We start from the raw sequence: 23847 nt of genomic DNA, 5'->3' as shown, positions 1-23847 counted from the left end.
GGTCCGTGACGGACGACACGACGCAACCGCGCACCCGATGGTTTTAAACTGCTGAGCGCACCACGTTCTGGTAATGGCTTTTGAGGAGCTGCTCGAGGACCCTGTCATCCAAAAATATCTTCACGAGTTGGTTGGACCGACGGGTATGCCGGTCGCCGCCGCGCCGCCTGACGGCGAGGTGACTGACGAGGAATTGGCGGAGGATCTGGGGCTCGAGCTCAACGACGTGCGACGCGCCCTGTTCATCCTCTACGAGAACGACCTTGCGAGCTACCGACGGCTCCGCGACGAGGACTCCGGCTGGCTCACCTACCTCTGGACGTTCGAATACGAGACGATTCCGGAGAACCTGGCTGACGAGATGGAGCGCCTGCTTGGCGCGTTAGAAGAGCGCCGTGAATACGAACAGAACAACGAATTTTTCCTCTGTGAAGTGGACTCCATTCGCTTCGAATTCGGCGAGGCGATGGACTTTGGCTTCCAGTGTCCGGAATGTGGCTCGCCGCTCGAATCGATGGACAACTCGCGGCTCGTCGACGCGATGGACGACCGAATCGACGCCCTCCGAGACGAACTCAACGTAGACATCTGAATGGTAGTACTCGCAACGAAACTGTACGTAAAAGGAGAGGCCAGAGAGCGGTCGCTCGACGGCCTTCGCTCGCTCATCGACAACGACATCGGCGACTTGGACGTCACCTACACCATCGGGATACTCGACAACGACTTCCCGTCGGTGACGCTCGACGGCCCAGACGCCACCGTCGCCAGAAACGCCCTCCGCGAGTCGTGGGGGGAGATTACCGACTCGTTCGCCGAGGGCGAGACCTACGTCGGTACCTTCGAACACTGGGACGACGACGGCTTCATCCTCGATGCTGGCCGCGAGATTCGGATTCCCGCCGACGAGATTGGCCTCGGAGCGGGGACGCCCGAACAGATTCGGAAACGCTACGGCCTCGTCCAGCACATGCCACTTCGGTTCGTCTACGGCGAGCCGTGTCGGCTGGCCGACGAACAGCGCGACGACCTCTACGAGTGGACTCGTGGCCTCGGACGCGTGAACGTGAACAACGCCACCCGTGGCGAGGTTCGCGCCACGGTTAACCGTGCGGGCCACGCACAGGACATCGTGACGGTCGAACGCCTCGGCCTGTTAGAACAGAGCATCGTCTGCAAGGAAGGGACCGACCCGCCGGGACTGCTCGCCAGTATCGGTGAATACGTCCCCGCAGAACTCCTCTGTGTAATTCCATGAGACGCCGGCTGCTCGCCCTCGCTCTGCTCGTCTTGCTCACCGCATCAGCAGGCTGTATGGGGATTTTCGGCCCCGGCGAGGTCGACCAGCAACGTCTCAACGAGGATGCATCGTACGACTGGAACACGTCGGCAAACGCTACTATCGACGTCCGAAGCGGCGAGTACCAGTCGGTGTACGTCGTCTCGAATCAGTCTGAAATCGAATTCTACGAGCGTGACGGCTTCGGCACCGAACGCCCGCTCGAAATCTCCGCGCTCAAATTCCAGTACGAAAACGGCACGGTCGTAAACGCCTCCACGCTCGACGTTTCACAGACGCGCAACCGTCTCATCGTCGGCCTCCCCGCCGCAGACGGCAAAGTCGCGTTCACCGGCGCGGCACAGGGCAAGAGTTTCGCGACGCCGACGTTCGTGACGGGCACCTACGAGGTCATCTTGCCGCCCGGCATGCGCGTCGATTACGTCCCGCTCGCGCAGGTCCAGCCCGGTGGCTACGAGACGCGACTCGAAGACAATCGCGTCCACATCACGTGGGATGACGTCCAGAGTCGGGCGATCGTCCTCCGCTGGTACCTTGACCGCGACCTGACCATCTTCGCGACGGCGGCGGCCGGCCTCGCCATCGCGGGGGTCGTCGGGGCGTTCTACTACCTGCGCCAGATTCGCGTCCTGCGCGAACGCCGCGAAGACCTCGGTCTCAGCGTGGATATGGACGACGACCGGCGCAGACCGCCGCCGGGAATGCGTTAACTCGCTGCGAGCTGGTTCTGGTCGACTTCGTAAATCGTCACGTGCGAACTTTCGTAGGCAACGCTCACCCCGGACAGCCGTGAGAAGTCGCCGGGGTCGTAGGCTTCGCGCTCCTGTGGCCCGACGTAGATGTAGCGCACGTCGTACTGTTCGAGGACCGCGACTTGCTGGTCGGGCGTACCCGTGTAGAACTGCGTGACGTCGCCGACCCGCTCGTCGTAGGCGGCCTGCCCGCGATAGCCGATTTCGTGAGTCCACCCGAGGACGGTCGGCAAGCCGGTGAGCGCGGAGGGTGCGTTCGACCAACGGTAGGCCCGCCCCGGTGCTTCGATGATGTGTGGCTGGCCCTCCTTCTCGTCGAGCCAGTGGATGGCCTCGACCTCGCTCGCGTGATAATCGGAGACATACTGGAGACTGTCGAGAGTCATGTCGTCGGTCGCGCCATCGTCGAAGTGTCCCGCGAGGGCGAACGCGCCGTAGAACGACGTGGAGACGACGAGCAGTGCGGCGAGTACCGCGGTGCCCTTGCGCCAACTGGTCGGGATGGCGCGTCCGCCGCCAAGAAGGCGTGCGAGCATGATGGAGGCGGCGACCGACCAGAGCACCCACACCTGCATGTACACCTTGAACACCGTGTTGAACCGGCCGGGGGCGGCGTCTTCCTGGACGAAGGCGAACTCGACGATGAGGACGAGGCCGAGGCCGGCGAGCAGCAACACCGTCTCGTAGCCGAGGTCGTCGCGGAGGCGCAACAGCACCCAGCCGACGACGAGCAGCGGGGCAAAGACGGCGATGGCGGCCAGACCACCGAGCCACGCCGTCGGGACGAACAGCGCGAGGACCACACCGGTCTGGGCGGCGTGTTTCTTTATCTCGGGCTTGACGTGCGCGAGGAGGTAGGGGACGAACACCGCGAGGAACGCGCCGTGGACCACGAGCAGGCCCGCGAGGGGGCTTCGCTCTGGGAAGAAGCCGATACTTCGGCCGCTCGCCGTCCCGAGCCAGAACGGGAGCGTCCAGAGAAGCCCGCCGACGAGCACGAGAAGGGCGACGCCGAGTGCGCCACCGAATCGCGACCCCTCGCGGGTAATCGGTGAGTCGAGGCGCTCGGCCCGCGTGACGACCGACGTTGGCAACAGCGAGAGCGGTCGTGCAGGGGCGAACGCGACAGAGAGCCACGTCAACCCGACGATGGTCGGGAACGACCAGGTGTTGACGACGGCAATGAAGCCCGCGAGCGGTGGAATCGCCCCGAAGACGAGGAGTCGACGTCGGGTCACCTCCCGCTCGGGCGTCCGGAAGTACGCAAACAAGAGGCCCGCGCCGAGCAGGAGAAACGGCGTGCTCATCATGTGGGCGTGGAGGTCGCCGTTCAGCCACGCGAAGAAGGGGAACTCGTTGATGGTGCCCGGAATCACGCGACTCGGATGCCAGTAGGCGAACTCACTCGGTGGAGCGACCACTTTCTCTGCGGCGAGTTCGTGGAGGTTCGCGGCGATGGCCTGTCCGAGTGGCCCGCCGATGGCGTCGGGAAGCGCCCAGACGAGCACCTGCAACCCGGTGAGGATGTTGCTCGCAAAGCCGACGAAGAAGACCGCAAAGAGGCCGGCTGTCCGCCGCGAGACGTCGAAGCTCCCGGCGACCATTCCGGCGACGCTGTACGCTGCAGTGAGGAGCATTCCATAGAAGCCCGCAAGCGCGAGGTTGTACGCGAAGCGCGTCTCGGTTCCCGTGAGAATCGTCAGCAACGCGGAGGTGAGGTGGCCGCCGTAGTAGTAGCGCACCGGTTCGCCCGCGTACCAGAAGTCTTCAGGGGGCAACACGGGCGACCGGAGCAGCGTCTTCAGCAGGCCGAAGTCGAGGAACTTCTCACCGCCGCCGGGCCAGACACCGGGGTCCGCCCCGCGGACGACGATAATGAACAGAAACGCGAGCGTGAACAGCAGGGGTACGTCGATGCGGTCGCGCCACCCCACTTCGACGCCCCGAGAGAGGGCGAAGGCAGAACCGGCGACGAGAACGATAAGCCCTGCGGCGAGGGCAACCCAGCCAAAGGCGAGGTGGCCCACCCAGTAGGCGGTGAGCGTCATGATGCCGAGACCGAGCGGCAGGGCGAGGCCCGCCCCGCGGTCTGCGACCCGGTCGAAGATGAGCGCGGCGAGCGGCATGGAAAGCGCCCAGAGTGAGAGATACACCGCGAGCCAGAGCGCGACGAGACCGACTTCCATTACCCGTGAGAACGGACAGGAGGAATTATACCTCTTGTGGATGCCAGAATCGCCCGCCCTGCGCTCGAAGGCGAATCGCTTTTAGCCTCAGCGATTGTCACGTAATTAAGATGGAGTGGTCTGTCGGCATCGTCGTTCCCGCGTTCCAGCCAAACGTCTCACAGCTCCAGACGTTCGTCCGGGCGCTCGACGAGACCCTCTCGCCCGCCGTCATCCGCATCGAACTCGACGACCCGCGCCCGGGCGTCGTCGACGCACTCTCCTCACTCCCCGCGACCGTCAACGCCGTCGACGCCCGCCGTGGGAAGGGCGCAGCCATCGCCGCTGGCTTCGAAGCCCTCGACACCGACGTCTACGCCTTCGCCGACGCCGACGGCGCGACGCCTGCCAAATCGATTGCCGACGTGGTCAGACCCGTCCTCGAGGGCCGCGCCGACCTGAGCGTCGGGTCGCGCAGACACCCCGACGCCGTCGTCAAGAGCCACCAGACGCTCGCCCGTCGCCGCCTCGGCGACGCCTTCGCCTGGCTCGCACGACGCCTGCTTTCCGTCGACCTCTTCGACTACCAGTGTGGCGCGAAGGCGATGACCGCAGACGCCTGGGCCGCCGTGCGCGAACACCTCTACGAACCCGGCTTCGCCTGGGACGTCGAACTCATCGCCATGGCCGGCGCACTCGGCCAGCGCGTCGCCGAAGTCCCCGTCGAGTGGCACGACCAGCCCGATTCGACCGTCGACCCCGTCGGCACGACGAAAGCGCTCGCGAAGGGGCTGTTCGTCTCGCGCCACCGCGCGAAACTCGTGAGCCAGGACCGGTTTCACCAGGCCATCGCCAACCGCCGCGACCAGCCGACGGCACTCATCGACCTCGGGCCAAACGACGACTGAAGTGCCCGTACCCGCGGGTACACCGGGTGTGTGACAGGTATCGCCCCCACGGCAGGCAAAATGTCGCACACGGCGGCAGAATCACAACCCTTAATGGGGGTGCTCGAATACACTGTAGTAGCGAGATGGGATAGCCAGGAGATTCCGCCGGGCTCATAACCCGGAGATCGGTAGTTCAAATCTACCTCTCGCTATGAAAATTTTGTGATAGGTTAAATCGAGAAGTGCTTGCTGTGTTTGGATTTTTGTTGTGTCTTGTTTTGTTCAGTTCTGAGTGTTTCGCTGGATAGTCCAGCAGGGTTCAAGAAATTTCAGGGTAGGACTGTTCGAGTTATCACCTAGTTACCCCGTTTACCGCAACGTCGGTCCGAAGGACACTGAACCTTATAAACGATAACGTAACCACAGAGGGTGTGGCGACGCAATTGACGAAGACGCTCGTCTTCCAGCTCGAATGCAACGGTGGCGAGCAACTGCTCCATGACGCCTACGCTGAAGCACGAAACGTGTACAACGAGACAATTCGGCTCGCGAAAACGGAGCTGGGTTGGACGGAGATTTCACCGACGGTAGAAGACGAGGCAGCGCTCGTCAAGAACACCACCCAGCGCATCGTCGCGAAGGCCTACAATGCCTACGAGCAGTACCGCACTCACGTCTGCCCGTATCGCTCTCGAATCACCGACTGGTCGACAGAGTAGATAGTGACAGAGCCGTGCTGGTAGGCCACGGAGATGCCCTCCTGTGCGGCGAAGTCGCGCAGGTCGTAGGCGTCTCGTTCCGCCTGACTGACGTAGATGTACTCGATATTGTAGGTGAGCAGGTGTTGGGCGGCGATGTCCCAGCTTCCCGCGTAGATTGTCTTCACGCGGCGTTCGCGGACTTCGACGGCTTCCTCGCCGTGATAGCCTTTTTCGTGTTCCCAGCCGACCATCGTGGGGATGCCCGTGAACACGGACGCGGGGTTCGCCCAGGTGTACGTGGTTCCGGGGTGTGAGACCATGTTCGGTTGCCCCTCGCGCTGGCTCAGCCAGTCGAAGGCGGCGGCCTCGTCGGGGTGCCACTGCTCGACGAAGCGTGTGGCGTCAAGAGTCGGGTCGACGGGTCGCTCTGCGGTGAGTGGCCCGCCGAAGTGCTTTGCGAGCGCGAGGCCGCCGAAGGTCGCAGACGAGAGGACGAGCACAGCGAGGGCGACGTTCGCGACGGTTCTCCCGCGACTGCGAGAAACTGTTGGCAACAGCGATCGCTCCGGTGTAGAACTTCCGTCGAGGGCGCGGGCGAGTGCCACTGCACCGCCGACGCCCCAGAGCACCCACACCTGCATCGACACCTTGTAGACGGTGTTCCAGCGCAGCGCGTTCGGGTCGTGGGGCCACACTTTCGCGTAGACGAACTCCACGATGAGCAGGAGGCCAAGGCCGGCGACGAACAGGAGCGTCTCGAAGCCCACGTCGCGGTCGGTTCGGAGCAAGAGCCAGCCCACTGCGAGGAACGAGACGAGCAGGAGGATAGCTCCGACAGTGAACTGGGTTGCGAGCAACGTTCCGGGACCAATCACGACTGCTCCAACGACCACGGTTTCCGCGCGCCAGAGATCGTGCTCGCGGAGGAGTGCGGTGACTCGGGGCGCGAAGTAGCGGGCGAAGATGGCGAAAAAGAGACCATAGACGAGCAGCAGGCCGCTGAGGTCGCTCCGCGGTGGGAGGACGCCGAGACCCTCGTTCGGGGGGCGGCTCAATGCGAGATACGGAGCTGCCCAGAGCGCCGCGAGCAGGGCGACGCCACCGAGGAGGAGGCCGGCGGTGACGAGTCGGGTGCATTCACCGCGGAGCGACTGGTCGGTGGTCGAATTGGTGGAACCAGTGAGGAGACTGCGGGGTGTCGTCGGCGCGAAGACGAGCGTCAGGCCGGTGAGGCCGAGCGCGGTCGGTCCCGACCAGGTGTTGATGTACGTGAGCAGGCCGGCCATCGCGGGGAGTGCGCCGAAGACGAGGAGACGGCGACGGAGCAATGCGTCTGCAGGCGTCCGGGTGTAGGCGTAACAAAGCGCCGCCGTGAACACGAGAAACGGCGTGCTCATGAGGTGAGCGTGGAGGTCGCCGTTCAGGAACTCCCAGAACGGCGTGACGTGAATGGTGTCTGGAATGATGTACCGGCCAAACCAGTAGCTGAGCGTCTCTGGATTCGTGGCGACGACGAGTGCCTCCTCGTAGGGCATTCGAATCCCATCGAGGAAGACGTGGCCGAAGCGGGCGGCGAGGTCATCGGGAAGGACGCCGAGCAGCAGCCGACCGGGCGTGGCGAGCGTTCCAGCGAAGCCGACGAAGAAGGCGCTCAGGGCTCCGGCTTTGCGGGGTGAACTCCCACGGTGTGCGGCAATCGTGGCCGCGAGGCCGTACGCGCCCGTGACGAGCGTGGCGTAGAAGCCAGCGAGCGCGAGGTTGTACGCAAAGCGGGCTTCGGTCCCCGTGAGCCACGCGAGAGCGACCGTGAGCAGGTGGCCGCCGTAGTAGTAGTTCACCCGTTCGCCGGCAAACCAGAAGTCCTCGGGCGGGAGGACGTTCGCACGCAGGAGCGTCTGGAGGAGGCCGTAATCGAGGAACTTCTCCCCGCCCGGGGCGTGGACGGTGGGGTCTACGGCGCGGACGGCGACGAGGAAGGCGAATGCGAGGGAGAAGACGACCATCGTCTCTGCGTAGTGGGAAAGCGAGAGCGAGACGCCCCGTCTGAGGGCGAGGGCAGTGCCCAACAGGAGTACCCAGAGGGCGATGAGAACGGTCCAAAAGGTAAAGAACACGTGGCCGAGGAGGAAGGTCACGACTGTCAGTACGGCCAGTGAGAGGGGCAGGGCGAAGGTAGCGCCGCGGTCACGAAACCCGGGGAAGGCGAGGGCTGCGAGGGGAGCACCTGCGAGGGTGAGGGCCGCGAACGCCACCAGCCACCAGAGGGCGAGGGCGAACTCCATGTGGATGGTTTCAATCCTCCTACATCACGGTCGAGATAAGTGTCTTCTGGTCGGCAAGACAGCAGATATTTACCCCCGCTTGCGGTGAGTCTCTGTCAATGAAGAGGTCTCTCTGTGGGGCGGTGGGGATAGCGACGGTGGAGGGTCCGCAGTGAGTCAGCCAGACGAACGCGGGACGCTCTGGAACCTCGTTCAGTCGCTGCTCTCGGGCGTACGTTTCGGCCAGTTTCTCTCCGTGGGCATCGTCGGCCTGCTGTTCGACAACGCCGCGCTGTTCGTCCTCCACGGCCTGCTCGAAATCCCCCTCTGGATAGCGAAAGTTGGCAGTGCTGAAACGGCCATCATCGTGATGTTCCTCGTAAACGAGAACTGGACCTTCTCGCGATGGGGCGAGTCGAGTCCCGGCGAACTCCTCAAACGCTTCCTGAAATCCAACCTCGTGCGCGTCGGCGGCGTCGCCATCGCGTGGACCGTCCTGCTGGTGCTCAACGGTGAGTTCGGCGTCTGGTACCCCATCGCCAACAACCTCGGCATCGGCGTCGCGTTCCTCTTTAACTACGCCTCAGAGAGCCTCGTGACCTGGCGCGTCCACGAAAACGAGTAGGCCGGTCGGTTGGTCGGCGGTCTGTTGTTCGATGCGCAGTTTATTGCTCGATGCTGAGTTCGTCGAGGAGCGTCTCTGCGGCTGCGGCCGAGGAGCCCGGCCCACGCGCCGTGACGAGGTCGCCGTCGACGGTCACGCTGGTGTCGGAATCGAGTTCTGCATCCCAGTTGCCGCCCGCGGCAATGACCTCGTCTTCGACCCAGTAGGGGAGTTTCGTCCCGTCGGGGAGCACGTCGTCGTCGTCGACGATGTCTTGTTCCCACGCGTTCGGGAAGCCGGTGACGTCGCGGCCCTCCACGAGGAAGCCGTTGTCGCTGTCGCGCGTGAAGGCGAGGATGCCCACCGCGTGGCAGATGACGAGCGCCTTGCCCGACCCTTCGACGGCGTCGCGCAGGAGCGTGCGTGCGTGGACATCCTGGTTGATGTCCCACACCGTGCCATGGCCGCCGGGGAAGACGACGGCGTCGTAGTCGCTCGCGTCGGCCTGCGCGACCGGAATCGGATTGTTGAGTCGCTCGTCGTTCTCGTGGATGTCCATGATGTGTTCGGCCTGCTCCTCGCCGATGTCATCGGGGTCGACCGAGCGCTCGTCGATGACGGGCGGTGACCCGGACGGTGTCGCCACCGTCACGTCGACGCCCGCGTCGCTGAGTTGGGTGAGCGGTTCGATGCATTCTTCGCCCCAATACCCGGATTCGCTGACGACAAACAGTGCTGATGGCATTGTAGACCTGGGTATTGGCCCGTGGCGCATAAGCGCCACGCCCGGAGAGAAACTAACCGCCTAATCCGACGGTTAGTTGTCGCCGTGTTCGTCCACGATGACGACTTTGCCGTCCTGGACGTCCACGTTGATGAGTGTCTTGACGTTGTAGCCCGTCCCCTCGATTTTGTTCTCGCCGCCGACCTTCTTGATGACTGCGACGACGTCCACGACGTCCGCGCCGATTTGCTCCAGTGCGCCCGTGAGCGCCTTGAGCGTGCCGCCCGTCGAGAGCACGTCGTCGAGCAGGAGCACCCGGTCGCCCTCGTCGACGTCGTTGATGTACATCTCGTTCTCGGAGTAGCCCGTGACCTGCGAGAGTGCCATCTCGCCTTCGAGGCCGTACTGGCGCTTGCGGACGACGACGAGCGGGATGTCCGTCATCAGGGAGACGGCAGTGGAGATGTGGATGCCCATCGCCGCGGGCGTGACGATCTTGTCTACGTCCTCTAAGCTCACCTTGCGGATGATCTTGATGACGATCTCACGGAGCAGGCTCGGCTCCAACATCGGAACGCCGTCGCTGATTGGGTGGACGAAGTACTGATACCCGTTTTTCTCGATGATAGGGGCCTCAAGCAGAGACTGCTTCAACTGGTCCATGTCGTGGGTAGTACAACCCCCCGGTAAAAACTGACGATTATCCGGCCAGCAACGGGAGTTTCTCCGCAAGCCACCCGACAAGTGGGAGCGCGAAATCCCCGGCGTAGGCGAAGTATTCGATACCCGAGAGCAGGAGGAACAGCGTGCCGACGCCAGCGGTGAGGCCGAACAGCGCGGCTCCGAGTCGGTCGCCGTGGTCGGTGAAAAGACGCCAGACGGCCCACAGCCCGAAGGCGAGTCCGACGCCGATGCCGAGCAGGGCGTGCAGCTGTACCGCTTCGCCGAGCGCGGGCCGCTGGACGAGCAAGAGGAGGACGAGCAGTTGCCCCCCGACGAGCACCGTCCCGGCGTAGGCCCACGCGAGTGTCGCAAACTCGTTCTCGACGCCACGACGAACCGAGGGGAGACGCATCACCGCGTAGAGGAGGAACGGGAAGACGGGGAGGAGATAGCGAACGGTGATGGTTGCATACAGAGGTAGCCGCGGGAGGTAAACTGCCGTGAGGAGAAGGCAATAGAACCCCACGAATGCATCAGTCGCCCCTTCCGGTGTCTTTAGCCACGACGCTATGCGGTTCTTCGAACGGAACTCCCGAATCGCATACACCGGAAACGCGGTGAGTACGCCCAGGAGTGGTGCGGATTCGAGAATGGAGAGATTGATGGCTTCATTTCCATCTCGTTCGATGCCAATTACGTGGTACCCCTGCCTGATGTACGTTTGAAACAGCCGATTTGGTGAGTTTATTGCGACGGTAATGCCGTCAGTGAACAGGCCGGTAAAGATGGTGACTTTGCCGACGAGAGCAGTAATGGCTGAGTATTTCCCAGCAGAATCGCTTCCGGAGCCCCCTCCACCAATTGAACCCCCTGATGCGCTGCTCGGGGCGTCCAGTGGGCCACCGTTGTACTGAGGGAGGAGTCGAGGTGGCTCAATCGGATTTCCGGAGATGAGTGTATTCGTGAGGAAAAACGGGAGTAGCGAAACGAGGAACACAACTCCGAGGAACGAAAGCGTCCGAATAGTATTGGACTTCGAGGTGGGGAGGTCAACCAGCGCGAGTGCGACGATGAGTACGAACGCTTCCGGCGCATGAACCCAGGCCGTCAATCCAACGAAGACGTACGCAAGCGCACGCATTCGGAGATTTCCCTCACGACTTCGGTAGAAGCAATAGAGCGTCCCGACCGCGAACAGCGTCGTGAATACGTGACGTTTGGGAATCGACGCCCAGAACCCGACCGGCGTCGCGAGCACCGCGAACGCACCCGTGACCAAACCGACGCGTCGGTTGTACATCTCGGTGAGCAACCGATAGAGCACGACGCCGACGAGCGCCGCAGCGACCATCGCCGTGACCTGGAGTGCAGCCTGGTGCATCCACACCGGGTCAAGTGGACCGGCGAAAGCGACGTTCCCCGCGAACAGGAGGAGTGCGAGACCGCTGCCGACGAGGGTGAACTGCGTGCGCCGCCCGGTCAATCCACCCGCGAGATAGAATCCTCCGAGGGTCAGGCCACTCCAGCCGGCGACGATGGCGATGCGCGGGTCGGCGACGACGGAGACGGCTTGCAGCACCCAGAGAGCGGGCAACGACATGAACATCTGGCCGTAGTTGCGGCCGTAGAGCTTGCCGTCGAGGAGCACCATCCCGGGCGTGTCCGGCCCAGGACCGTACGGGAAGCTTTCGAGCCAGAGGTGCCCCTCGGAGACGGCGACGAAGGCGTTCACGACCGTCCACGTGTCGCTGATGAAGATGCCAATGCGCCAGTAGCCAATGAAAAACCAGAGGGCGACGACGAACAGGAGCACGCCCCAGCGGTCGCGGAAGATGAGCCGTCCGAGTCGCTTGCTGTTGTGGACGAGGGATTCGTCCGTCCAGTCGGTCATCGGCGCACCTCGACCGTGACCGGCTGTCGGGCCAGTTCGCGCTCCTCGCCGCCGGCCCGAACCAAGACGATGAGTTCAGCGTCGTACTCGTCTGCGGTCACCCGTCCCGGTGCGAGCGCCTTCTGCTGAAGTGCGATTGATTTGTTCCCCGTGTCCTCGGGACTCAAGAACAGCGTCGTCCCGTGGGTGTAGCCCAATTCGGGAATGCGAACCTTGTAGACGACCATGGGCTGGCCCGTGACCGAACCGACCTGAATCTGTGCGTCGGGAACACGGAGGTAAAACGACTCAGCGCCGTACTGACCGCGAACGAGTGCGACCCCGTCAGTGGGAATCGACTGTACGGCCACGTCCGCCGAACCTGAGCCTATCGGCGCTTCGGGCGTCGATTCCTCGGGCGCGGGCGTAAGGTCAATCGCCCCGACGAGCGGGCCGGAGAGTACGGTCACGACCAACAACACGAGAACGGTCGCGGACGCGACTACTCGTTCCGGTTCCATCGTTCTCGAAAACTAACGGATAGCCCATAAATACCACCGCTCTCAGACCTTCGCATTCGGGCCGTGCCACTCGGTGATGATGATGTCCACGTTCCGCTTTGGCGCGTGCCACATCACCTGGACGGTGGCCTCGGGCGGCACGTCTTCGAATCGGAGCGTGTCCCCAGCGTTAATGGGACCCTCCCACTCACCGAGATAGCGCCCGTCCGCCGTCCGGAACCAGATTCTATCGCCTGCGAGGGAGTCGCCCGATTCGTGGACGACGGTCAGCGTCTCGCCTCCCTTGTCGTACTCGAAGGTGAGAATCATCGACGGCGCGGGTTTCGGTGACTCTGCGAGATCCGCGAACCCGAGGAAGCCAACAGAAAGGGGAACGAGCAACAGGAGCGCCACGGCTACGATGAGCGCGTTGCGACCCTGCGGACTGTTAATTAAATCTCGAACTCGGACACCCCAAATCATGGTTCACCCCGGCCACAACAGCGAAGACGCGAACTGTCTACCCCATCCCTAGCCTACTCGAGTCAAGGCGGTACTAGGAGATAAAATAGTTGGCTTGAGTGAGTGTTGTGAATGTTGTCATTCGGGTGGGTGAGGACTGAGATTCGGTTCGAGGTGGAATCTTCACAATTGGCCCGAATCCCCGGAAGAGACGGGTGTGTGGACGATAGAATCTGAGTGTGGAAAATGGGATGTTTTCGGGTGAATTGGCGTTTCGCTGAACGCGAAAGCTAGAATTCAGGCGTTTCAAAGTCTGAACGCCCAGAATCTGCGTGTGGAAAACACCCGATTTTGGGCTGCTTTCGCGTCTTTTTGGGTGTTGGTGGCGTAGAGAATCTCCACAATCGGTTGCCGTCTTGCGGTTTTGGATTTTGATGGGAATCGAGGAGGAAATTGGGTGTGTTTTTGAGATTCTCGATTTGGCTCAAAGCGTAGAATTTCGATGTTTGACGCGCTCTCGCACAATTCAGGTATTTCTTGCCTTGCAACTACAGTTTCACAATCGGTTTGTCACACTCGCCCTTTCGGGGTCATTAATCGCCCTCTTCCGGGGTTTGAACCCGATTGTGGGAAATCTGAGTGTGGAGATATGGAGTTGCAGGACCGGTGGCTCTCGACTGATTTGTCACGCCGATAAAAATGTGAAAGTCGGTTATTGAATTACGCGTCCGGACCTTCCCACTTCTGGAGCGTCGAGGAGTCGCCAGAGCCGTCGTTGTAGACAACACGGACGGTATCAGTTGACGCGACAGCTTGGTCGATGTCTTCTCCGGAGCCGACCGTGATTGAGTCACCAGCAGTCACGTATGAGTCGCCGTCATCTGGCCAGGTATCTGAGTTACTACCAACTTTGACTTGCAAGTTAGCTGCTTTGATCTTGTCACCTGATTCGTGCGTGATGGTGAGCGCGTCAGAGCCGTCGTAGTCAAACGAGAAGCTGGCCTGCGGTGCCGTGTTTCCGACCTGGTCACCGAGACCAAGGACGAACGTTCCAATCACCGCTGCGAGGATGACCGTGATGGCGACCATTAAGATGACGCCAATCACGGGCGATACCGCGTCTTCGTCTGTAAAGAGTTGTTTGAGTTGCATGGTATGTTTCCATGCACGCCCAATGGCAATTCCAATGATTTGTCATAGCGACAAATCAGACACATTTGCCCTCCGTCAACTGACGTGCCCGACGTTTGCCCGTCGCTGTACCCGGATTTGAGCGTGCTAATTGCTCATTTAGAGTGTCTTGTAATAAAGATATTCAATACTTTCAAAAATTATGTACAAATATTATGTTTGAAATGTCACTAGCGGATAATTGGCGTCAAAAGAGTGTTTACGGATTATGCGTCTGGGCCGGTCCACTTCTGGAGCGTCGAGGAGTCGGAGTTGCCCGACTGCCAGATGACCCGGACAGTGTCACCTGAGCCAACGTTTGTTGCCCAAGTAGGTGTGCCACTATCTAAGTCAACAGATGACCCTGCAGTTACTTTAGTAGAGGATGCTGCTGCTTCTGCCCAAGTTGCCTCTGTGCCTGCTCCTTTCAGCGTCAAATCCGCTGCTTCTATCCCATCACCACTCTCGTGAGTGACTGTTAATGTATCTGTTCCATCGTAGTCAAACGAGAAACTGGCTTGTGGAGCGGTGTTCCCGACTTGGTCGCCGAGTCCTAGCACGAACGTGCCGATGACGGCGGCCAGAATAACCGTGATGGCGACCATCAATATGACGCCTATCACGGGCGATACCGCGTCTTCGTCTGTGAAGAGTTGTTTGAGTTGCATGGTGTAATTCCATGCACGCTCCGATAGGGCGCGGCATCTGCCAACGCGATCGTTAGCCACCTGCCCCTTTGAGCGTGCTGGGTATCACTTCTCACTGACAGAATATAAATCTACGCCGGAAAAATTGGAACAAAACACTATCCTATTGTCGGACAATTGTCTGACGGCTATCGCTCAGTAGGTGGAATTACGTCTCTCAAAAATTGTTCAAAAAGCTTTGTCAGCGTGATTAGGCCTGTGGGCCGGACCACTTCTGGAGCGTCGAGGTGTCGCCGGAGCCATCGTTGTAGATGAGGCGGACCACATCGTCCGATTCGACAGCTTTTCCATCGATGTCGTTGGTTGAAGCGCTACCGACAGTAATGGAGGTGCCGGCGGTGACGAAGCTTCCGGACGAACCCCATGCTTCACTGATGTCACCGTCAGCGTCCTTGACAGTAATCTTTTCTGCGGCAATCTTGTCGCCTGATTCGTGAGTAATCGTCAGGACGTCAGAGCCGTCGTAGCTGAAACTGAAGCTCGCCTGCGGTGCCGAGTTCCCCACCTGGTCGCCCAGCCCGAGAACGAACGTACCGATGACTGCTGCGAGGATGACCGTGATGGCGACCATTAGGATAACGCCGATCACGGGCGAGACTGCGTCCTCTTCTGTAAAGAGTTGTTTTAAGTGCATTGTGTTTACCTCAAAGACACGCTGACCTCGTGTGGCGGGGCCGAATTCCCGCGCCCAGTTAACCTGAAGCTGGTCGAAGATTTGTTGGCAAATCCCCTTCCCCCCTCTCCAGTTCAGACCAGAGTGTTCACCCTTAGTAATGTATTCAAGTATCTTAAATGTTTCTGTTGACATTAATTATAGACTAACGGTTGGAAATGTGCGCTTACCCAGGACCGTCCGGATTTCGTGGGTATGTTCCGGCAAGGATGGGGGGAGAGTTTGGGGAATCTGAAAATCACGCGGAGACGCGCTCACGGCGCGCATTGAGAACGGTTAAGTTGATTTACTGGTGAGAGACAGTTGTGCTACCACAGACGCTGTCACTCCTGCAGGCGTCTGGCGCTCGCGAGCTCCTCTCGCTCATTGGCTCCGGCCCGTTGTCCGGGGTCGTCGCCGCGACGTCAGCGCCTGCCCCGGACACACAAGCGTTGCTCGCGGTGCTCGCGCTGCCATTCATCGGCGCGGCACTCGTCCCGGTGGTGTACCGCGCCCTCGGCGAGCGCACGGCCTACTACGCGGCCGCAATCGCGCTGTTCTGTTTCGCGCTCGTCGCCACGCAGTACGGCCGCGTGGGCGCAGTTACCATCCCATGGATACCTGAACTCGGCGTCTCGCTCACGCTGTACGTAGACGGGCTCTCGCTGCTCATCGGCTTCCTCGCGAGCGGCGTGGGCGTGCTGATTCTCACCTACTCCGGTGGGTACATGCACGGCGAACCGGGCCAGGCAAAGTACTACGCCTCACTGCTCGCGTTCATGGGGTCGATGCTCGGCGTCGCCTTCGCCGCAGACCTCATCGCGCTGTTCGTCTTCTGGGAACTGACGAGCATCTCCTCGTTCATGCTCATCGGGCACTACCAGCGCAAACGCAGTTCGCAGTACGCCGCCCGCAAGTCGATGATCATCACCGTCGCTGGCGGCCTGTTCATGCTCATCGGCTTCCTGCTCCTGCACGCCCTCTCGGCGGGAGCCATCGGCGAAGCCACCTTCACCCTCGTCGGGACTGAAGGTGCGATGATTGAGAACGCAGACGCTATGAACGAAGCCCTGCGCTCGTCTGGCCTGCTCGTGCCCGTCATCGCCCTCATCGGCGTGGGCGCGGCGGCAAAATCCGCGCAAGTGCCACTCCACATCTGGCTGCCAAACGCGATGGAAGCGCCAACGCCCGTTTCGGCGTTCCTCCACTCCGCGACGATGGTCAAGGCAGGCGTCTACCTCGTCGGGCGCTTTCGCCCACTCCTCGTCGGCGACGAGTGGATGCTCATCTTCGCCACGCTCGGCCTCATCACGATGACCGTCGCCGCCCTCCTCGCGGTAGGGGCGACCGACATCAAGGAGCTCCTCGCCTACTCGACGGCGTCACATCTCGGCCTCATCATCGCCGGCTTCGGCTTCGCGAACGAACTCGGCGCGGAGACCGGCGCGTTCCACATCCTGAACCACGCGGTGTTCAAGGCCGCGCTGTTCCTCGTCGCCGGTATCATCGCCCACGAGGCGGGCACGCGACTCATCTCCGACCTCGGCGGGCTCAGAAAGGACCTGCCAATCGTGGCGGGCATCACGGCCGTCGCGGCGCTCGGCATGGCCGGCTTCCCGCCGTTCAACGGCTTCTACTCCAAAGAACTCCTGTTCGAGGCGGCCTACGAAGTCGCCGCGCACTCGGGCGGCCTCTGGTGGGTGTTCCCCGCCGTCGCCGTCTTCGGGAGTATCTTCACCTTCCTCTACTCCATCAAGTTCCTCTCGCTGTTCTTCGGCGACAAACCGAAAGAACTGGGGGAGGTCCACTCCCCACCGTGGACGATGCTCGCGCCGCCGCTCTTGCTGGCCGGCATCGCGCTGGTCATCTCCATCAGTCCGCAGACGGCCATCGACACCATCGTCCAGTCGGTGTTCGAGAGCGCGATTCCCGCCCACGGCCCGGGTGAGGAAGTCCACCACATGACGATTGGTTTGCCGACGAAACTCAAGCCGGCGGTCATCATGAGCGCCATCACAATCGCCGTCGGCGCGGTGGCGTGGCCGTTCTACGACCGCCTTCACGCGGGCGTGAACGCGCTTACCGACGTGAAGTACCTCCGTGCAAACTGGTACTACGACAACGCGGTCTACGGCCTCACGAGCGCCTCACAGCTCTCGATGCCACAGGTGCAGACCGGCCTCGTCCGCACCTACGTCACGTGGGCACTCGCAGCCGTGAGCGTCCTCGCCCTCAGCGCGTACCTCGCGGCCGGGGCTGCGCTGCCCGCCTTTACGGGCATCGGCCTCGGCATCCCAATCGTGCTCGTGTTGCTCGTCGCCGTCGTCGGCGCGGTCGCCGTGAGCATCGCCCCCTCGCACATCGCGGGCGTGCTCACGCTCTCGATTCTCGGGTTCATGGTCGCGGTGTTCTTCGTGCTCGCGAACGCACCCGACCTCGCCCTGACCCAATTAGTCATCGAGACGCTCGTGCTCGTCATCTTCCTGCTCGTGCTCGACAAACTGCCGGCTTACTACGGCACGGCACGGCGGGCGGTGGCGGCACGCGACGCCGTCCTCTCGGCTGTCGTCGGCGCGACGGTGTTCCTCACCGTCCTGCTCTCGACGGCCGCGACGCCGGACGACCCAATCTACACCTACTTCATCGAACGCGCGGGTATCCCCGAGGAACACGGCCCGCTCCTCGTCGATTACGGTGGCGGGGGTAACATCGTGAACGTAATCCTCGTGGACTTCCGAGCGTTCGACACGATGGGAGAAATCGCGGTGGTTGCGATGGCCGCGCTGTCGGTGCTCACACTCATCGCCATGCGTGGACGAGGTGAGCGCGGATGACGGACAAGGACACGACCGTCATTTCGCGGACGGTCACCCGCATCGTCGTCCCGCTCATCTTTCTTCTAGCCATCGCGCTGCTCTTACAGGGCCACAACCTGCCGGGCGGCGGCTTCATCGCCGGCGTCCTCACGGTGGCAGCGTTCGCCCTCATCTACATCATCTTCGGGCTTTCCTACCTCGAAGAAGAACTCCTGCATCGCCGGCCAGAAAGTTCGCTCGACGTTATCCAGCCGCGCATCGTCGAAGACTATCGCGGGATGTTCGCCACGGGGCTCATCCTCGCGGCGGGCAGCGGCATCGTCGCCATGACGGTCGGCTTCCCGTTCCTCACGCAGGCGGTCCTGTTCGTCTACCACGTTCCAATCTACCATGAAATCGAACTTGCCTCGGCGCTCGTGTTCGACCTCGGCGTCTACTTCGTCGTGGTCGGTGCACTGCTCACGATTCTCGGGGTGGTGGGGGCAGAATGACGCAGTTTGTCCTCGCCGCCGTCCTCGGACTACTGTTCGCCCTCGGGACGTTCCTCGTCCTGCGACGCGACATCGTCCGCGTCGTCTGGGGCGTGACCATCATCAGCCAGTCTGCGAACGTCTATCTCGTCACCATGGGCGGGCTCTCGGGGTCGGTCCCGATTCTCGCCCACGGTGCCCACGGCGACCTCTCGGGCGTGACCGACCCGCTCGTCCAGGCACTCGTCCTCACGGCCATCGTCATCGGCTTCGGGACGACGGCGTTCGCACTGGTGCTCACGTATCGCGTCCACCAGGAACACGGGACCATCGACCTGTTCGAACTCGAACGTGGAGGTGACACCTGATGGAACCTGCACACCTCGTCATCGCGCCGCTGCTCACCGCGCTCGTGACGGCCATCCTGACGCTCGCCACCCGCAGTTCGCTCTCGATTCAGCGCGCCCTGAGCCTGGTCGGTGGCGTTGGCTACCTCGTCGGCGTCGGCGTGCTCTACAACGCGGTGCAGACGGACGCAGACGGCGTCATCGTCTACCAGCTTTCTGACTGGGCTGCACCGTTCGGTATCACGCTCGTCGCGGACGCGCTCTCCGTGTTCATGCTGGGGCTCGCCGCGCTCGTCAGCCTCGCCGCGCTCGCCTTCTCCGTGCGCTTCATCAGCGATTACGGCCAGCGCGTCTCCTATCACCCACTGTACCACCTCATGATGGTGGGCGTGACCGGGTCGTTCCTCACGGGCGACATCTTCAACCTGTTCGTCTGGTTCGAAGTGATGCTCATGTCGAGTTACGTCCTCGTCGCGTTCTACAGCGGGAAACAGCACACCCGTGCGGCGCTCACCTACGTCGTGCTCAACCTGCTCGGCAGCGCGGTTATGTTGCTCGCCATCGGCGGCCTCTACGCCACGACGGGCACGCTCAACATGGCTGACATGGCGCGTCGCCTCGCAGACCACACGGCCTACGGCATCGACCCCGCACCCGTCCTCGGCCTCTCGGCAATTCTGTTCACCGTCTTCGCGCTGAAGGCGGGGATTGCCCCGTTCCAGTTCTGGGTGCCTGCCGCGTATCGCGCCGCACCCGCGCCGGTCGCCGCGATGCTCGCAGGCGTGGTGAAGAAAGTCGGCGTCTACGCCATCATTCGACTCTACTTCACCATCTTCGCCGCGGCAACGCTGCCCGCAGGCCTCTCGTTGCCCGGCCTCTCGGGGACCGCGTTCCTCGACTTCTTCGGGCCGGTGTTCTTCATCATGGCCGCCGCGAGCATCCTGCTCGGCGGCTACGGCGCAGTCGGTCGCAGAACCTTAGACGGGATGCTCGCTTACTCCTCGATCGGCCAGGTGGGCTTCATCCTGCTCCCCCTCGCGGTGGCGGCGACCGTCCCCGAGGTGCGCACCCTCGGCATCGCCGCCGCGCTCATCTACTCGCTCAATCATGGCTTCGCGAAGGCACTCCTGTTCCTCGCGAGCGGCGTGATAGAGCGCATGACGGGCACCCTCGAATTCGCGAATCTCGGCGGCCTGACCGAACGCGCACCCGTCCTCTCGGGTGGCTTCTTCCTCGGCGCGCTCGCCCTCATCGGCATCCCGCCACTGACGGGCTTCTTCGGGAAGTTGCTGGTGTTCGACACGGCCGCACGCGCCGGGGCTGACCTCGCGCTCGCCGTCGCGCTCGCCGGGGCAATCCTGACCATCGCCTACTTCTCTCGCGCGTGGAACCGTGGCTTCTGGGGCGACCCGGTCGAGATTCTCGAACAGCCCTCGGGCACACTGACCGTCGCCGTCGCCGCCCTCGCCCTTGGCGTGGTCGTCCTCGGCATCGGCTTCGACCCCGTCATGGACGCCGCGAACGCCGCGGCGGGCGCCGCCTTAGACCGGGCGGGCTACGTCGAGGCTGTCGCGCCGGAGGTGGTCCAATGAAGCGTTGGCCAGTTCTCGGCGTCGCACTCGCCGTCCTCTGGCTGTTCGTCCGCGGCGCACCGTTGTTCGAACCCGTCGCGCTGCTCGGCGAGTTCCTGCTCGGTCTCGCGCTTGGCGTCCCAATCGCGTTCGCGTTCCGTCGGTTCTACGCCGACGACGTGAAACTGGGTCGCGCCACCCGGGCCGTCCCGTACGCGTTGCTCTACCTGCTCGTGTTCGTCCGCGAGTTGGTGACCGCGAACGTGGACGTCGCCTACCGGGTGCTCTCACCGTCGATGCCCATCCACCCGGGCGTCGTCGAGGTGCCCCTGCGCGTCACGTCCGACCTCGGCATCACCACCATCGCAAACAGCATCACCCTGACACCGGGGACACTCACCATGGATTACGACGAGGAGAAAAACGCCCTCTACGTCCACGCCATCGACGCCCGCGACCCCGCGGCCATCGTGGCACCCATCCGGACGTGGGAGGACTACGCACTGGTCATCTTCGACGAAGAACTGAGCCCGGACGACCCCGTCCCGAAACTGGGAGGTGAGCCAGATGGCAACTGAGGCCGCGGCCGTGCCCGGCTTCGTCACGCTCGCCTTGCAGGCGGGCCTGATCGTCGCAAGCGGCGTCACGCTGCTCGCGGGCTACCGCGTCATCCGCGGACCGACGACGCCAGACCGCGTCGTCGCCCTCGACACCATCGGGACGAACGTCGTCGCCATCGCCGTGTTGTTCGCACTGCTCTCTGCAGAAGGGCTGTTCATCGACGTCGCGCTGGTGCTCGCCATCATCGGCTTTATCAGCACGATTGCCGTGGCGCGCTACGTCACGGAGGGGGATATCATAGAATGACCGCCGCTATCTCCACCCTGCAGGGCGTCGTCATCGTCGCGCTCGTGGCAGTCGGCGCGTTCTTCCTCACCGTCGGGACGGTGGGGCTGATTCGCCTGCCGAACGTCTACAACCGGATGCACTCGACGAGTAAGGCGTCCACGCTCGGCGCGGCCTCGTTGTTCCTCGCCACGTTCGTCTACTTCGGACCGCGGGCGGAGGGACTGACCGCACTCGTCGGGATTGGCTTCCTCTTCCTGACCGCACCCACAGGTGCGCACATGATTTCGCGGGCGGCCCAGAAGATGGGCATCCCCTTCTTAAACGACATCGCCTGGCCGGGCGACGAAGAGAACTAGTGTTCGCCGGCCACTTCTTCTGCGACCCGCATTCCGAGGTCGAGTTTCGACCCCTCGAACACGCGTGCGCTGTGCTCTCGGACGATGAGCGCCCGCGTCTCGTCTTGTCCCATCACGCTCGCGTCGTTCGCGACGACGAAGGAGAGGTCCGCGCGGGCGAGAATCTCGCGAGCCTTCTCGATGAGCGCGGCGTCGTCCCCGTTCGATTCGGCTTTGAAGCCGACGATGGTGAGGTCGGGGAACTCCTCGCGGATGGTGTCGATGAGTTTCGGCGTGGGAACGAGCGAGAGCGAGAGATCGTCCTGGCGGGAGCGAATCTTCTCGTCGCTCGACTCGACGGTGTAGTCGCTGATGGCGGCCACCGAGACGAGCGCATCTGCACTACCCGCAACCACGCGGACGGCGTCGAGCATTTCCGCGGCCGACTCGACCTGTTCGACGTCGGCGTAGGGGACGTCCGGCCCGTCGTGGACGAGCGTCACGTCCGCCCCGAGGACGAACAGCGCGCGGGCGACGGCCCGCCCGGTCTTTCCTGAGGAACGATTCGCGATGACGCGCACGGGGTCTACGGCCTCCGACGTGCCTCCACTGGTCACGACGACGTGCTTGCCAGCGAGGGGACTGTCGGTCGTGTACCGGGCGACGTCGAGGACGATGGCTTCCTCGCTCGCGATTTTCGCCTTCCCCTCCGCTATGCGCGGTGCGACGAAGTGGACGCCCCACGATTCGACCTTCTCGATGGCTTCTAAGACGCCCGGGTGGTCGTACATCGGTTCGTGCATGGCCGGGGCGACGACGACGGGAATGCCCGAACCGAGGGCCGTCGTCGCGCACGTCGTGACGGGCGTGTCGTCTACGGCGTGGGCGATTTTCCCCACCGAGTTGGCCGTCGCGGGCGCGATGAGGAGCACGTCTGCCCACCCATCGTAGCCACACAACTCGACGTGTTCGACCGCGCCCGTGATTTCGGTGACCACGGGGTTGTCGGTGGCGTATTCGAGCGACCACGGGTGGATGATACCCTGTGCGCTGCCCGTCATCACCCCCCGAACGTTCGCGCCCTGCCTGCGCAACTCGTGGGCGAGTTCCACCGTCTTGACCGCCGCGATGCTCCCTGTCACGCCCAGCGCGACGTTCACTCCCTGTAGCATTGCTCGTATCTCCGTCACCCGGGGGTAAAAATGTGGGACTGTCGCGGGTGGTTACTCGTCTGTCTCGCGGCGCTTCGCGACGACGCTCGGATGCATCGTCGGTTCGTCGGGGTGTGGCTCCTCGAAATACGACTGCATCAGTTCGAGCGATTGGCGCTCGCGGCGCTCGCGTTCGTCTTCCGAGATCTCCTCACAACCGGGTGGCACCTCGCGGCCGCGCTCGGTGAAGTAGCCTTCCGGGGCCACCCAGTCGTTGTAAAAGGGCACGTCCGAGTCGTGGATGAGCGTCAGCGCGACCTCTGCGCCGTGGCCAGCGGAGACCACCGTCTGGTGGTACTTGGCGGCGATGCGACCGGCGGCGTACAAGCCCTCCTCGTCGGTGCGCCCCTTCTCGTCTACGCCGACGTACTGCTTGCTCCCGCGTTTGTCGAGTTCCACGTCGAGCCCGTCGAGGTACGTGCTGTCCGGCCACGAGGCGACGATGACGTACGTCGTCTTCAGGATGCCCTCGTCGGTGTTCACGACGAAGCCTGCATCGTCGCGTTCTACGGCGAGAACTTGCTCGTCGGTGAAGACACAGCCGTTTCGCGCGGCCTGTGCGCGGGTCATGTCGAGAAAGAGCCGTGAGTTGACGCCCGCCGGGAAGCCGGGGACGTTTTCGAGGTGGGAATTGCGGTTCAGAATCGACTCGCCGTGATTGACGACGAGCGTGTCCAGATTCGCGCGGGCGGTGAAGATGCCTGCCGTCAGGCCGGCGACCCCACCGCCGACGACGAGCACGTCGTGTCGGGGTGCTTCGGTCATTGCCACAGACTTCGTGGGTCGGGGTAAAAACGACTGTGTTCGGGCACACCTTCATAGCCCCG

General features: G+C 62.7%; 24 protein-coding genes, 1 tRNA gene and 1 pseudogene. 14 read left to right on the top strand and 12 right to left on the bottom strand.

The window, feature by feature from the left end; translation table 11 throughout:
• The first annotated feature begins 73 nt into the window (after positions 1 to 73).
• Genes tfe through P0648_RS07420 form a run of 3 tightly spaced genes read left to right on the top strand, consistent with a single transcriptional unit; the run spans position 74 to position 2010 of the window.
• Positions 74 to 592, top strand: a complete 519-nt coding sequence (gene tfe, locus P0648_RS07430) for a transcription factor E (RefSeq protein WP_276247900.1) — start codon at positions 74 to 76, stop codon at positions 590 to 592.
• Complete coding sequence (locus P0648_RS07425) at positions 593 to 1258, top strand: DUF2110 family protein (RefSeq protein ID WP_276247901.1); 666 nt, start codon at positions 593 to 595, stop codon at positions 1256 to 1258.
• Complete coding sequence (locus P0648_RS07420) at positions 1255 to 2010, top strand: DUF5803 family protein (protein WP_276247902.1); 756 nt, start codon at positions 1255 to 1257, stop codon at positions 2008 to 2010. The genes P0648_RS07425 and P0648_RS07420 overlap by 4 nt, the downstream gene beginning before the upstream one ends.
• On the opposite strand, the gene P0648_RS07415 is transcribed toward P0648_RS07420, so the two are convergent.
• Entirely contained in the window at positions 2007 to 4238 is a 2232-nt protein-coding gene (locus P0648_RS07415) for a DUF2298 domain-containing protein (RefSeq protein WP_277505783.1), read from the bottom strand. The genes P0648_RS07420 and P0648_RS07415 overlap by 4 nt on opposite strands.
• A 110-nt stretch (positions 4239 to 4348) precedes the next feature.
• Between P0648_RS07415 and P0648_RS07410 the strand changes: the two genes are divergently transcribed.
• From P0648_RS07410 to P0648_RS07400, 3 genes and pseudogenes are all read left to right on the top strand, one after another.
• On the top strand, positions 4349 to 5125 hold the full coding sequence (locus P0648_RS07410; protein ID WP_277505782.1) for a glycosyltransferase: 777 nt from the start codon (positions 4349 to 4351) through the stop codon (positions 5123 to 5125).
• A 119-nt stretch (positions 5126 to 5244) separates the two neighbouring features.
• Positions 5245 to 5319: transfer RNA gene (locus tag P0648_RS07405), tRNA-Met, on the top strand.
• 219 nt (positions 5320 to 5538) lie between these two features.
• Positions 5539 to 5751: pseudogene (locus P0648_RS07400) on the top strand (RNA-guided endonuclease TnpB family protein); the annotation flags it as partial.
• A gap of 26 nt (positions 5752 to 5777) precedes the next feature.
• On the opposite strand, the gene P0648_RS07395 reads toward P0648_RS07400, so the two are convergent.
• Positions 5778 to 8090, bottom strand: coding sequence for a DUF2298 domain-containing protein (locus P0648_RS07395; RefSeq protein WP_277505780.1), 2313 nt, complete (start codon positions 8088 to 8090; stop codon positions 5778 to 5780).
• A 151-nt stretch (positions 8091 to 8241) separates the two neighbouring features.
• Between P0648_RS07395 and P0648_RS07390 the strand changes: the two genes are divergently transcribed.
• A complete protein-coding gene (locus tag P0648_RS07390; protein ID WP_277505779.1) occupies positions 8242 to 8694 on the top strand; it encodes a GtrA family protein in 453 nt (150 codons plus the stop codon).
• A 40-nt stretch (positions 8695 to 8734) separates the two neighbouring features.
• Here the strand turns inward: P0648_RS07390 and P0648_RS07385 are convergent, their stop codons facing one another.
• The 8 genes from P0648_RS07385 to P0648_RS07350 form a co-directional block, all read right to left on the bottom strand.
• Positions 8735 to 9418 (bottom strand): type 1 glutamine amidotransferase domain-containing protein, encoded by a 684-nt coding sequence (locus tag P0648_RS07385; RefSeq protein WP_277505778.1) that lies wholly within the window; start codon positions 9416 to 9418, stop codon positions 8735 to 8737.
• 72 nt (positions 9419 to 9490) lie between these two features.
• Positions 9491 to 10060 (bottom strand): hypoxanthine/guanine phosphoribosyltransferase, encoded by a 570-nt coding sequence (hpt, locus tag P0648_RS07380; protein WP_276247909.1) that lies wholly within the window; start codon positions 10058 to 10060, stop codon positions 9491 to 9493.
• Between the two features lie 37 nt (positions 10061 to 10097).
• Positions 10098 to 11951 carry a hypothetical protein gene (locus tag P0648_RS07375; protein ID WP_277505776.1) on the bottom strand — a complete coding sequence of 618 codons (1854 nt, stop codon included), beginning with the start codon at positions 11949 to 11951 and terminating at the stop codon, positions 10098 to 10100.
• Entirely contained in the window at positions 11948 to 12451 is a 504-nt protein-coding gene (locus P0648_RS07370) for a hypothetical protein (RefSeq protein WP_277505775.1), read from the bottom strand. Before P0648_RS07370 ends, P0648_RS07375 begins: the two co-directional genes overlap by 4 nt.
• 42 nt (positions 12452 to 12493) lie before the next feature.
• Complete coding sequence (locus P0648_RS07365) at positions 12494 to 12913, bottom strand: hypothetical protein (protein WP_277505774.1); 420 nt, start codon at positions 12911 to 12913, stop codon at positions 12494 to 12496.
• Positions 12914 to 13612: 699 nt separating this feature from the next.
• Positions 13613 to 14044: a type IV pilin N-terminal domain-containing protein gene (locus P0648_RS07360; RefSeq protein ID WP_277505773.1), complete on the bottom strand. Its 432-nt coding sequence runs from the start codon at positions 14042 to 14044 to the stop codon at positions 13613 to 13615.
• A gap of 245 nt (positions 14045 to 14289) precedes the next feature.
• The gene (locus P0648_RS07355) at positions 14290 to 14730 is read right to left on the bottom strand and encodes a type IV pilin N-terminal domain-containing protein (RefSeq protein ID WP_277505772.1); all 441 of its coding nucleotides are present in this window, start codon (positions 14728 to 14730) and stop codon (positions 14290 to 14292) included.
• 229 nt (positions 14731 to 14959) lie between these two features.
• Positions 14960 to 15403: a type IV pilin N-terminal domain-containing protein gene (locus P0648_RS07350; RefSeq protein WP_277505771.1), complete on the bottom strand. Its 444-nt coding sequence runs from the start codon at positions 15401 to 15403 to the stop codon at positions 14960 to 14962.
• Between the two features lie 419 nt (positions 15404 to 15822).
• Between P0648_RS07350 and mbhE the strand changes: the two genes are divergently transcribed.
• The 7 genes from mbhE to mnhG are packed head-to-tail and all read left to right on the top strand — an operon-like array spanning position 15823 to position 21830.
• Complete coding sequence (gene mbhE / locus P0648_RS07345) at positions 15823 to 18255, top strand: hydrogen gas-evolving membrane-bound hydrogenase subunit E (RefSeq protein ID WP_369685678.1); 2433 nt, start codon at positions 15823 to 15825, stop codon at positions 18253 to 18255.
• Positions 18252 to 18728, top strand: coding sequence for an MnhB domain-containing protein (locus P0648_RS07340; protein WP_277505770.1), 477 nt, complete (start codon positions 18252 to 18254; stop codon positions 18726 to 18728). The genes mbhE and P0648_RS07340 overlap by 4 nt, the downstream gene beginning before the upstream one ends.
• Complete coding sequence (locus tag P0648_RS07335; protein WP_276247917.1) at positions 18725 to 19075, top strand: sodium:proton antiporter; 351 nt, start codon at positions 18725 to 18727, stop codon at positions 19073 to 19075. The genes P0648_RS07340 and P0648_RS07335 overlap by 4 nt, the downstream gene beginning before the upstream one ends.
• Positions 19075 to 20646, top strand: coding sequence for a complex I subunit 5 family protein (locus P0648_RS07330; protein WP_276274403.1), 1572 nt, complete (start codon positions 19075 to 19077; stop codon positions 20644 to 20646). Before P0648_RS07335 ends, P0648_RS07330 begins: the two co-directional genes overlap by 1 nt.
• Complete coding sequence (locus tag P0648_RS07325; RefSeq protein WP_276274404.1) at positions 20643 to 21203, top strand: Na+/H+ antiporter subunit E; 561 nt, start codon at positions 20643 to 20645, stop codon at positions 21201 to 21203. Before P0648_RS07330 ends, P0648_RS07325 begins: the two co-directional genes overlap by 4 nt.
• On the top strand, positions 21193 to 21492 hold the full coding sequence (locus tag P0648_RS07320; protein WP_277505767.1) for a monovalent cation/H+ antiporter complex subunit F: 300 nt from the start codon (positions 21193 to 21195) through the stop codon (positions 21490 to 21492). The genes P0648_RS07325 and P0648_RS07320 overlap by 11 nt, the downstream gene beginning before the upstream one ends.
• Positions 21489 to 21830, top strand: coding sequence for a monovalent cation/H(+) antiporter subunit G (gene mnhG, locus P0648_RS07315; protein WP_277505766.1), 342 nt, complete (start codon positions 21489 to 21491; stop codon positions 21828 to 21830). Before P0648_RS07320 ends, mnhG begins: the two co-directional genes overlap by 4 nt.
• Here mnhG and coaBC read toward each other — a convergent pair.
• Positions 21827 to 22981, bottom strand: coding sequence for a bifunctional phosphopantothenoylcysteine decarboxylase/phosphopantothenate--cysteine ligase CoaBC (gene coaBC, locus P0648_RS07310; RefSeq protein WP_277505765.1), 1155 nt, complete (start codon positions 22979 to 22981; stop codon positions 21827 to 21829). The genes mnhG and coaBC overlap by 4 nt on opposite strands.
• Positions 22982 to 23032: 51 nt before the next feature.
• Positions 23033 to 23785: an FAD-dependent oxidoreductase gene (locus P0648_RS07305; protein WP_276274406.1), complete on the bottom strand. Its 753-nt coding sequence runs from the start codon at positions 23783 to 23785 to the stop codon at positions 23033 to 23035.
• Positions 23786 to 23847: the final 62 nt, after the last annotated feature.

This window comes from Haladaptatus sp. DYSN1 (genome assembly GCF_029489995.1).
Taxonomy (GTDB): Archaea; Halobacteriota; Halobacteria; order Halobacteriales; family Halococcaceae; genus QDMS2.
Note: the sequence above shows the minus strand (reverse complement) of the source record. Positions and strands in the feature narration are given on the sequence as shown.

Coding starts and splice junctions, on each gene's coding strand:
- tfe (WP_276247900.1), top strand. CDS start 74: ATGGCTTTTGAGGAGCTGCTCGAGGACCCTGTCATCCAAAAATATCTT.
- P0648_RS07425 (WP_276247901.1), top strand. CDS start 593: ATGGTAGTACTCGCAACGAAACTGTACGTAAAAGGAGAGGCCAGAGAG.
- P0648_RS07420 (WP_276247902.1), top strand. CDS start 1,255: ATGAGACGCCGGCTGCTCGCCCTCGCTCTGCTCGTCTTGCTCACCGCA.
- P0648_RS07415 (WP_277505783.1), bottom strand. CDS start 4,238: ATGGAAGTCGGTCTCGTCGCGCTCTGGCTCGCGGTGTATCTCTCACTC.
- P0648_RS07410 (WP_277505782.1), top strand. CDS start 4,349: ATGGAGTGGTCTGTCGGCATCGTCGTTCCCGCGTTCCAGCCAAACGTC.
- P0648_RS07395 (WP_277505780.1), bottom strand. CDS start 8,090: ATGGAGTTCGCCCTCGCCCTCTGGTGGCTGGTGGCGTTCGCGGCCCTC.
- P0648_RS07385 (WP_277505778.1), bottom strand. CDS start 9,418: ATGCCATCAGCACTGTTTGTCGTCAGCGAATCCGGGTATTGGGGCGAA.
- hpt (WP_276247909.1), bottom strand. CDS start 10,060: ATGGACCAGTTGAAGCAGTCTCTGCTTGAGGCCCCTATCATCGAGAAA.
- P0648_RS07375 (WP_277505776.1), bottom strand. CDS start 11,951: ATGACCGACTGGACGGACGAATCCCTCGTCCACAACAGCAAGCGACTC.
- P0648_RS07370 (WP_277505775.1), bottom strand. CDS start 12,451: ATGGAACCGGAACGAGTAGTCGCGTCCGCGACCGTTCTCGTGTTGTTG.
- P0648_RS07365 (WP_277505774.1), bottom strand. CDS start 12,913: ATGATTTGGGGTGTCCGAGTTCGAGATTTAATTAACAGTCCGCAGGGT.
- P0648_RS07360 (WP_277505773.1), bottom strand. CDS start 14,044: ATGCAACTCAAACAACTCTTTACAGACGAAGACGCGGTATCGCCCGTG.
- P0648_RS07355 (WP_277505772.1), bottom strand. CDS start 14,730: ATGCAACTCAAACAACTCTTCACAGACGAAGACGCGGTATCGCCCGTG.
- P0648_RS07350 (WP_277505771.1), bottom strand. CDS start 15,403: ATGCACTTAAAACAACTCTTTACAGAAGAGGACGCAGTCTCGCCCGTG.
- P0648_RS07340 (WP_277505770.1), top strand. CDS start 18,252: ATGACGGACAAGGACACGACCGTCATTTCGCGGACGGTCACCCGCATC.
- P0648_RS07335 (WP_276247917.1), top strand. CDS start 18,725: ATGACGCAGTTTGTCCTCGCCGCCGTCCTCGGACTACTGTTCGCCCTC.
- P0648_RS07330 (WP_276274403.1), top strand. CDS start 19,075: ATGGAACCTGCACACCTCGTCATCGCGCCGCTGCTCACCGCGCTCGTG.
- P0648_RS07325 (WP_276274404.1), top strand. CDS start 20,643: ATGAAGCGTTGGCCAGTTCTCGGCGTCGCACTCGCCGTCCTCTGGCTG.
- P0648_RS07320 (WP_277505767.1), top strand. CDS start 21,193: ATGGCAACTGAGGCCGCGGCCGTGCCCGGCTTCGTCACGCTCGCCTTG.
- mnhG (WP_277505766.1), top strand. CDS start 21,489: ATGACCGCCGCTATCTCCACCCTGCAGGGCGTCGTCATCGTCGCGCTC.
- coaBC (WP_277505765.1), bottom strand. CDS start 22,981: ATGCTACAGGGAGTGAACGTCGCGCTGGGCGTGACAGGGAGCATCGCG.
- P0648_RS07305 (WP_276274406.1), bottom strand. CDS start 23,785: ATGACCGAAGCACCCCGACACGACGTGCTCGTCGTCGGCGGTGGGGTC.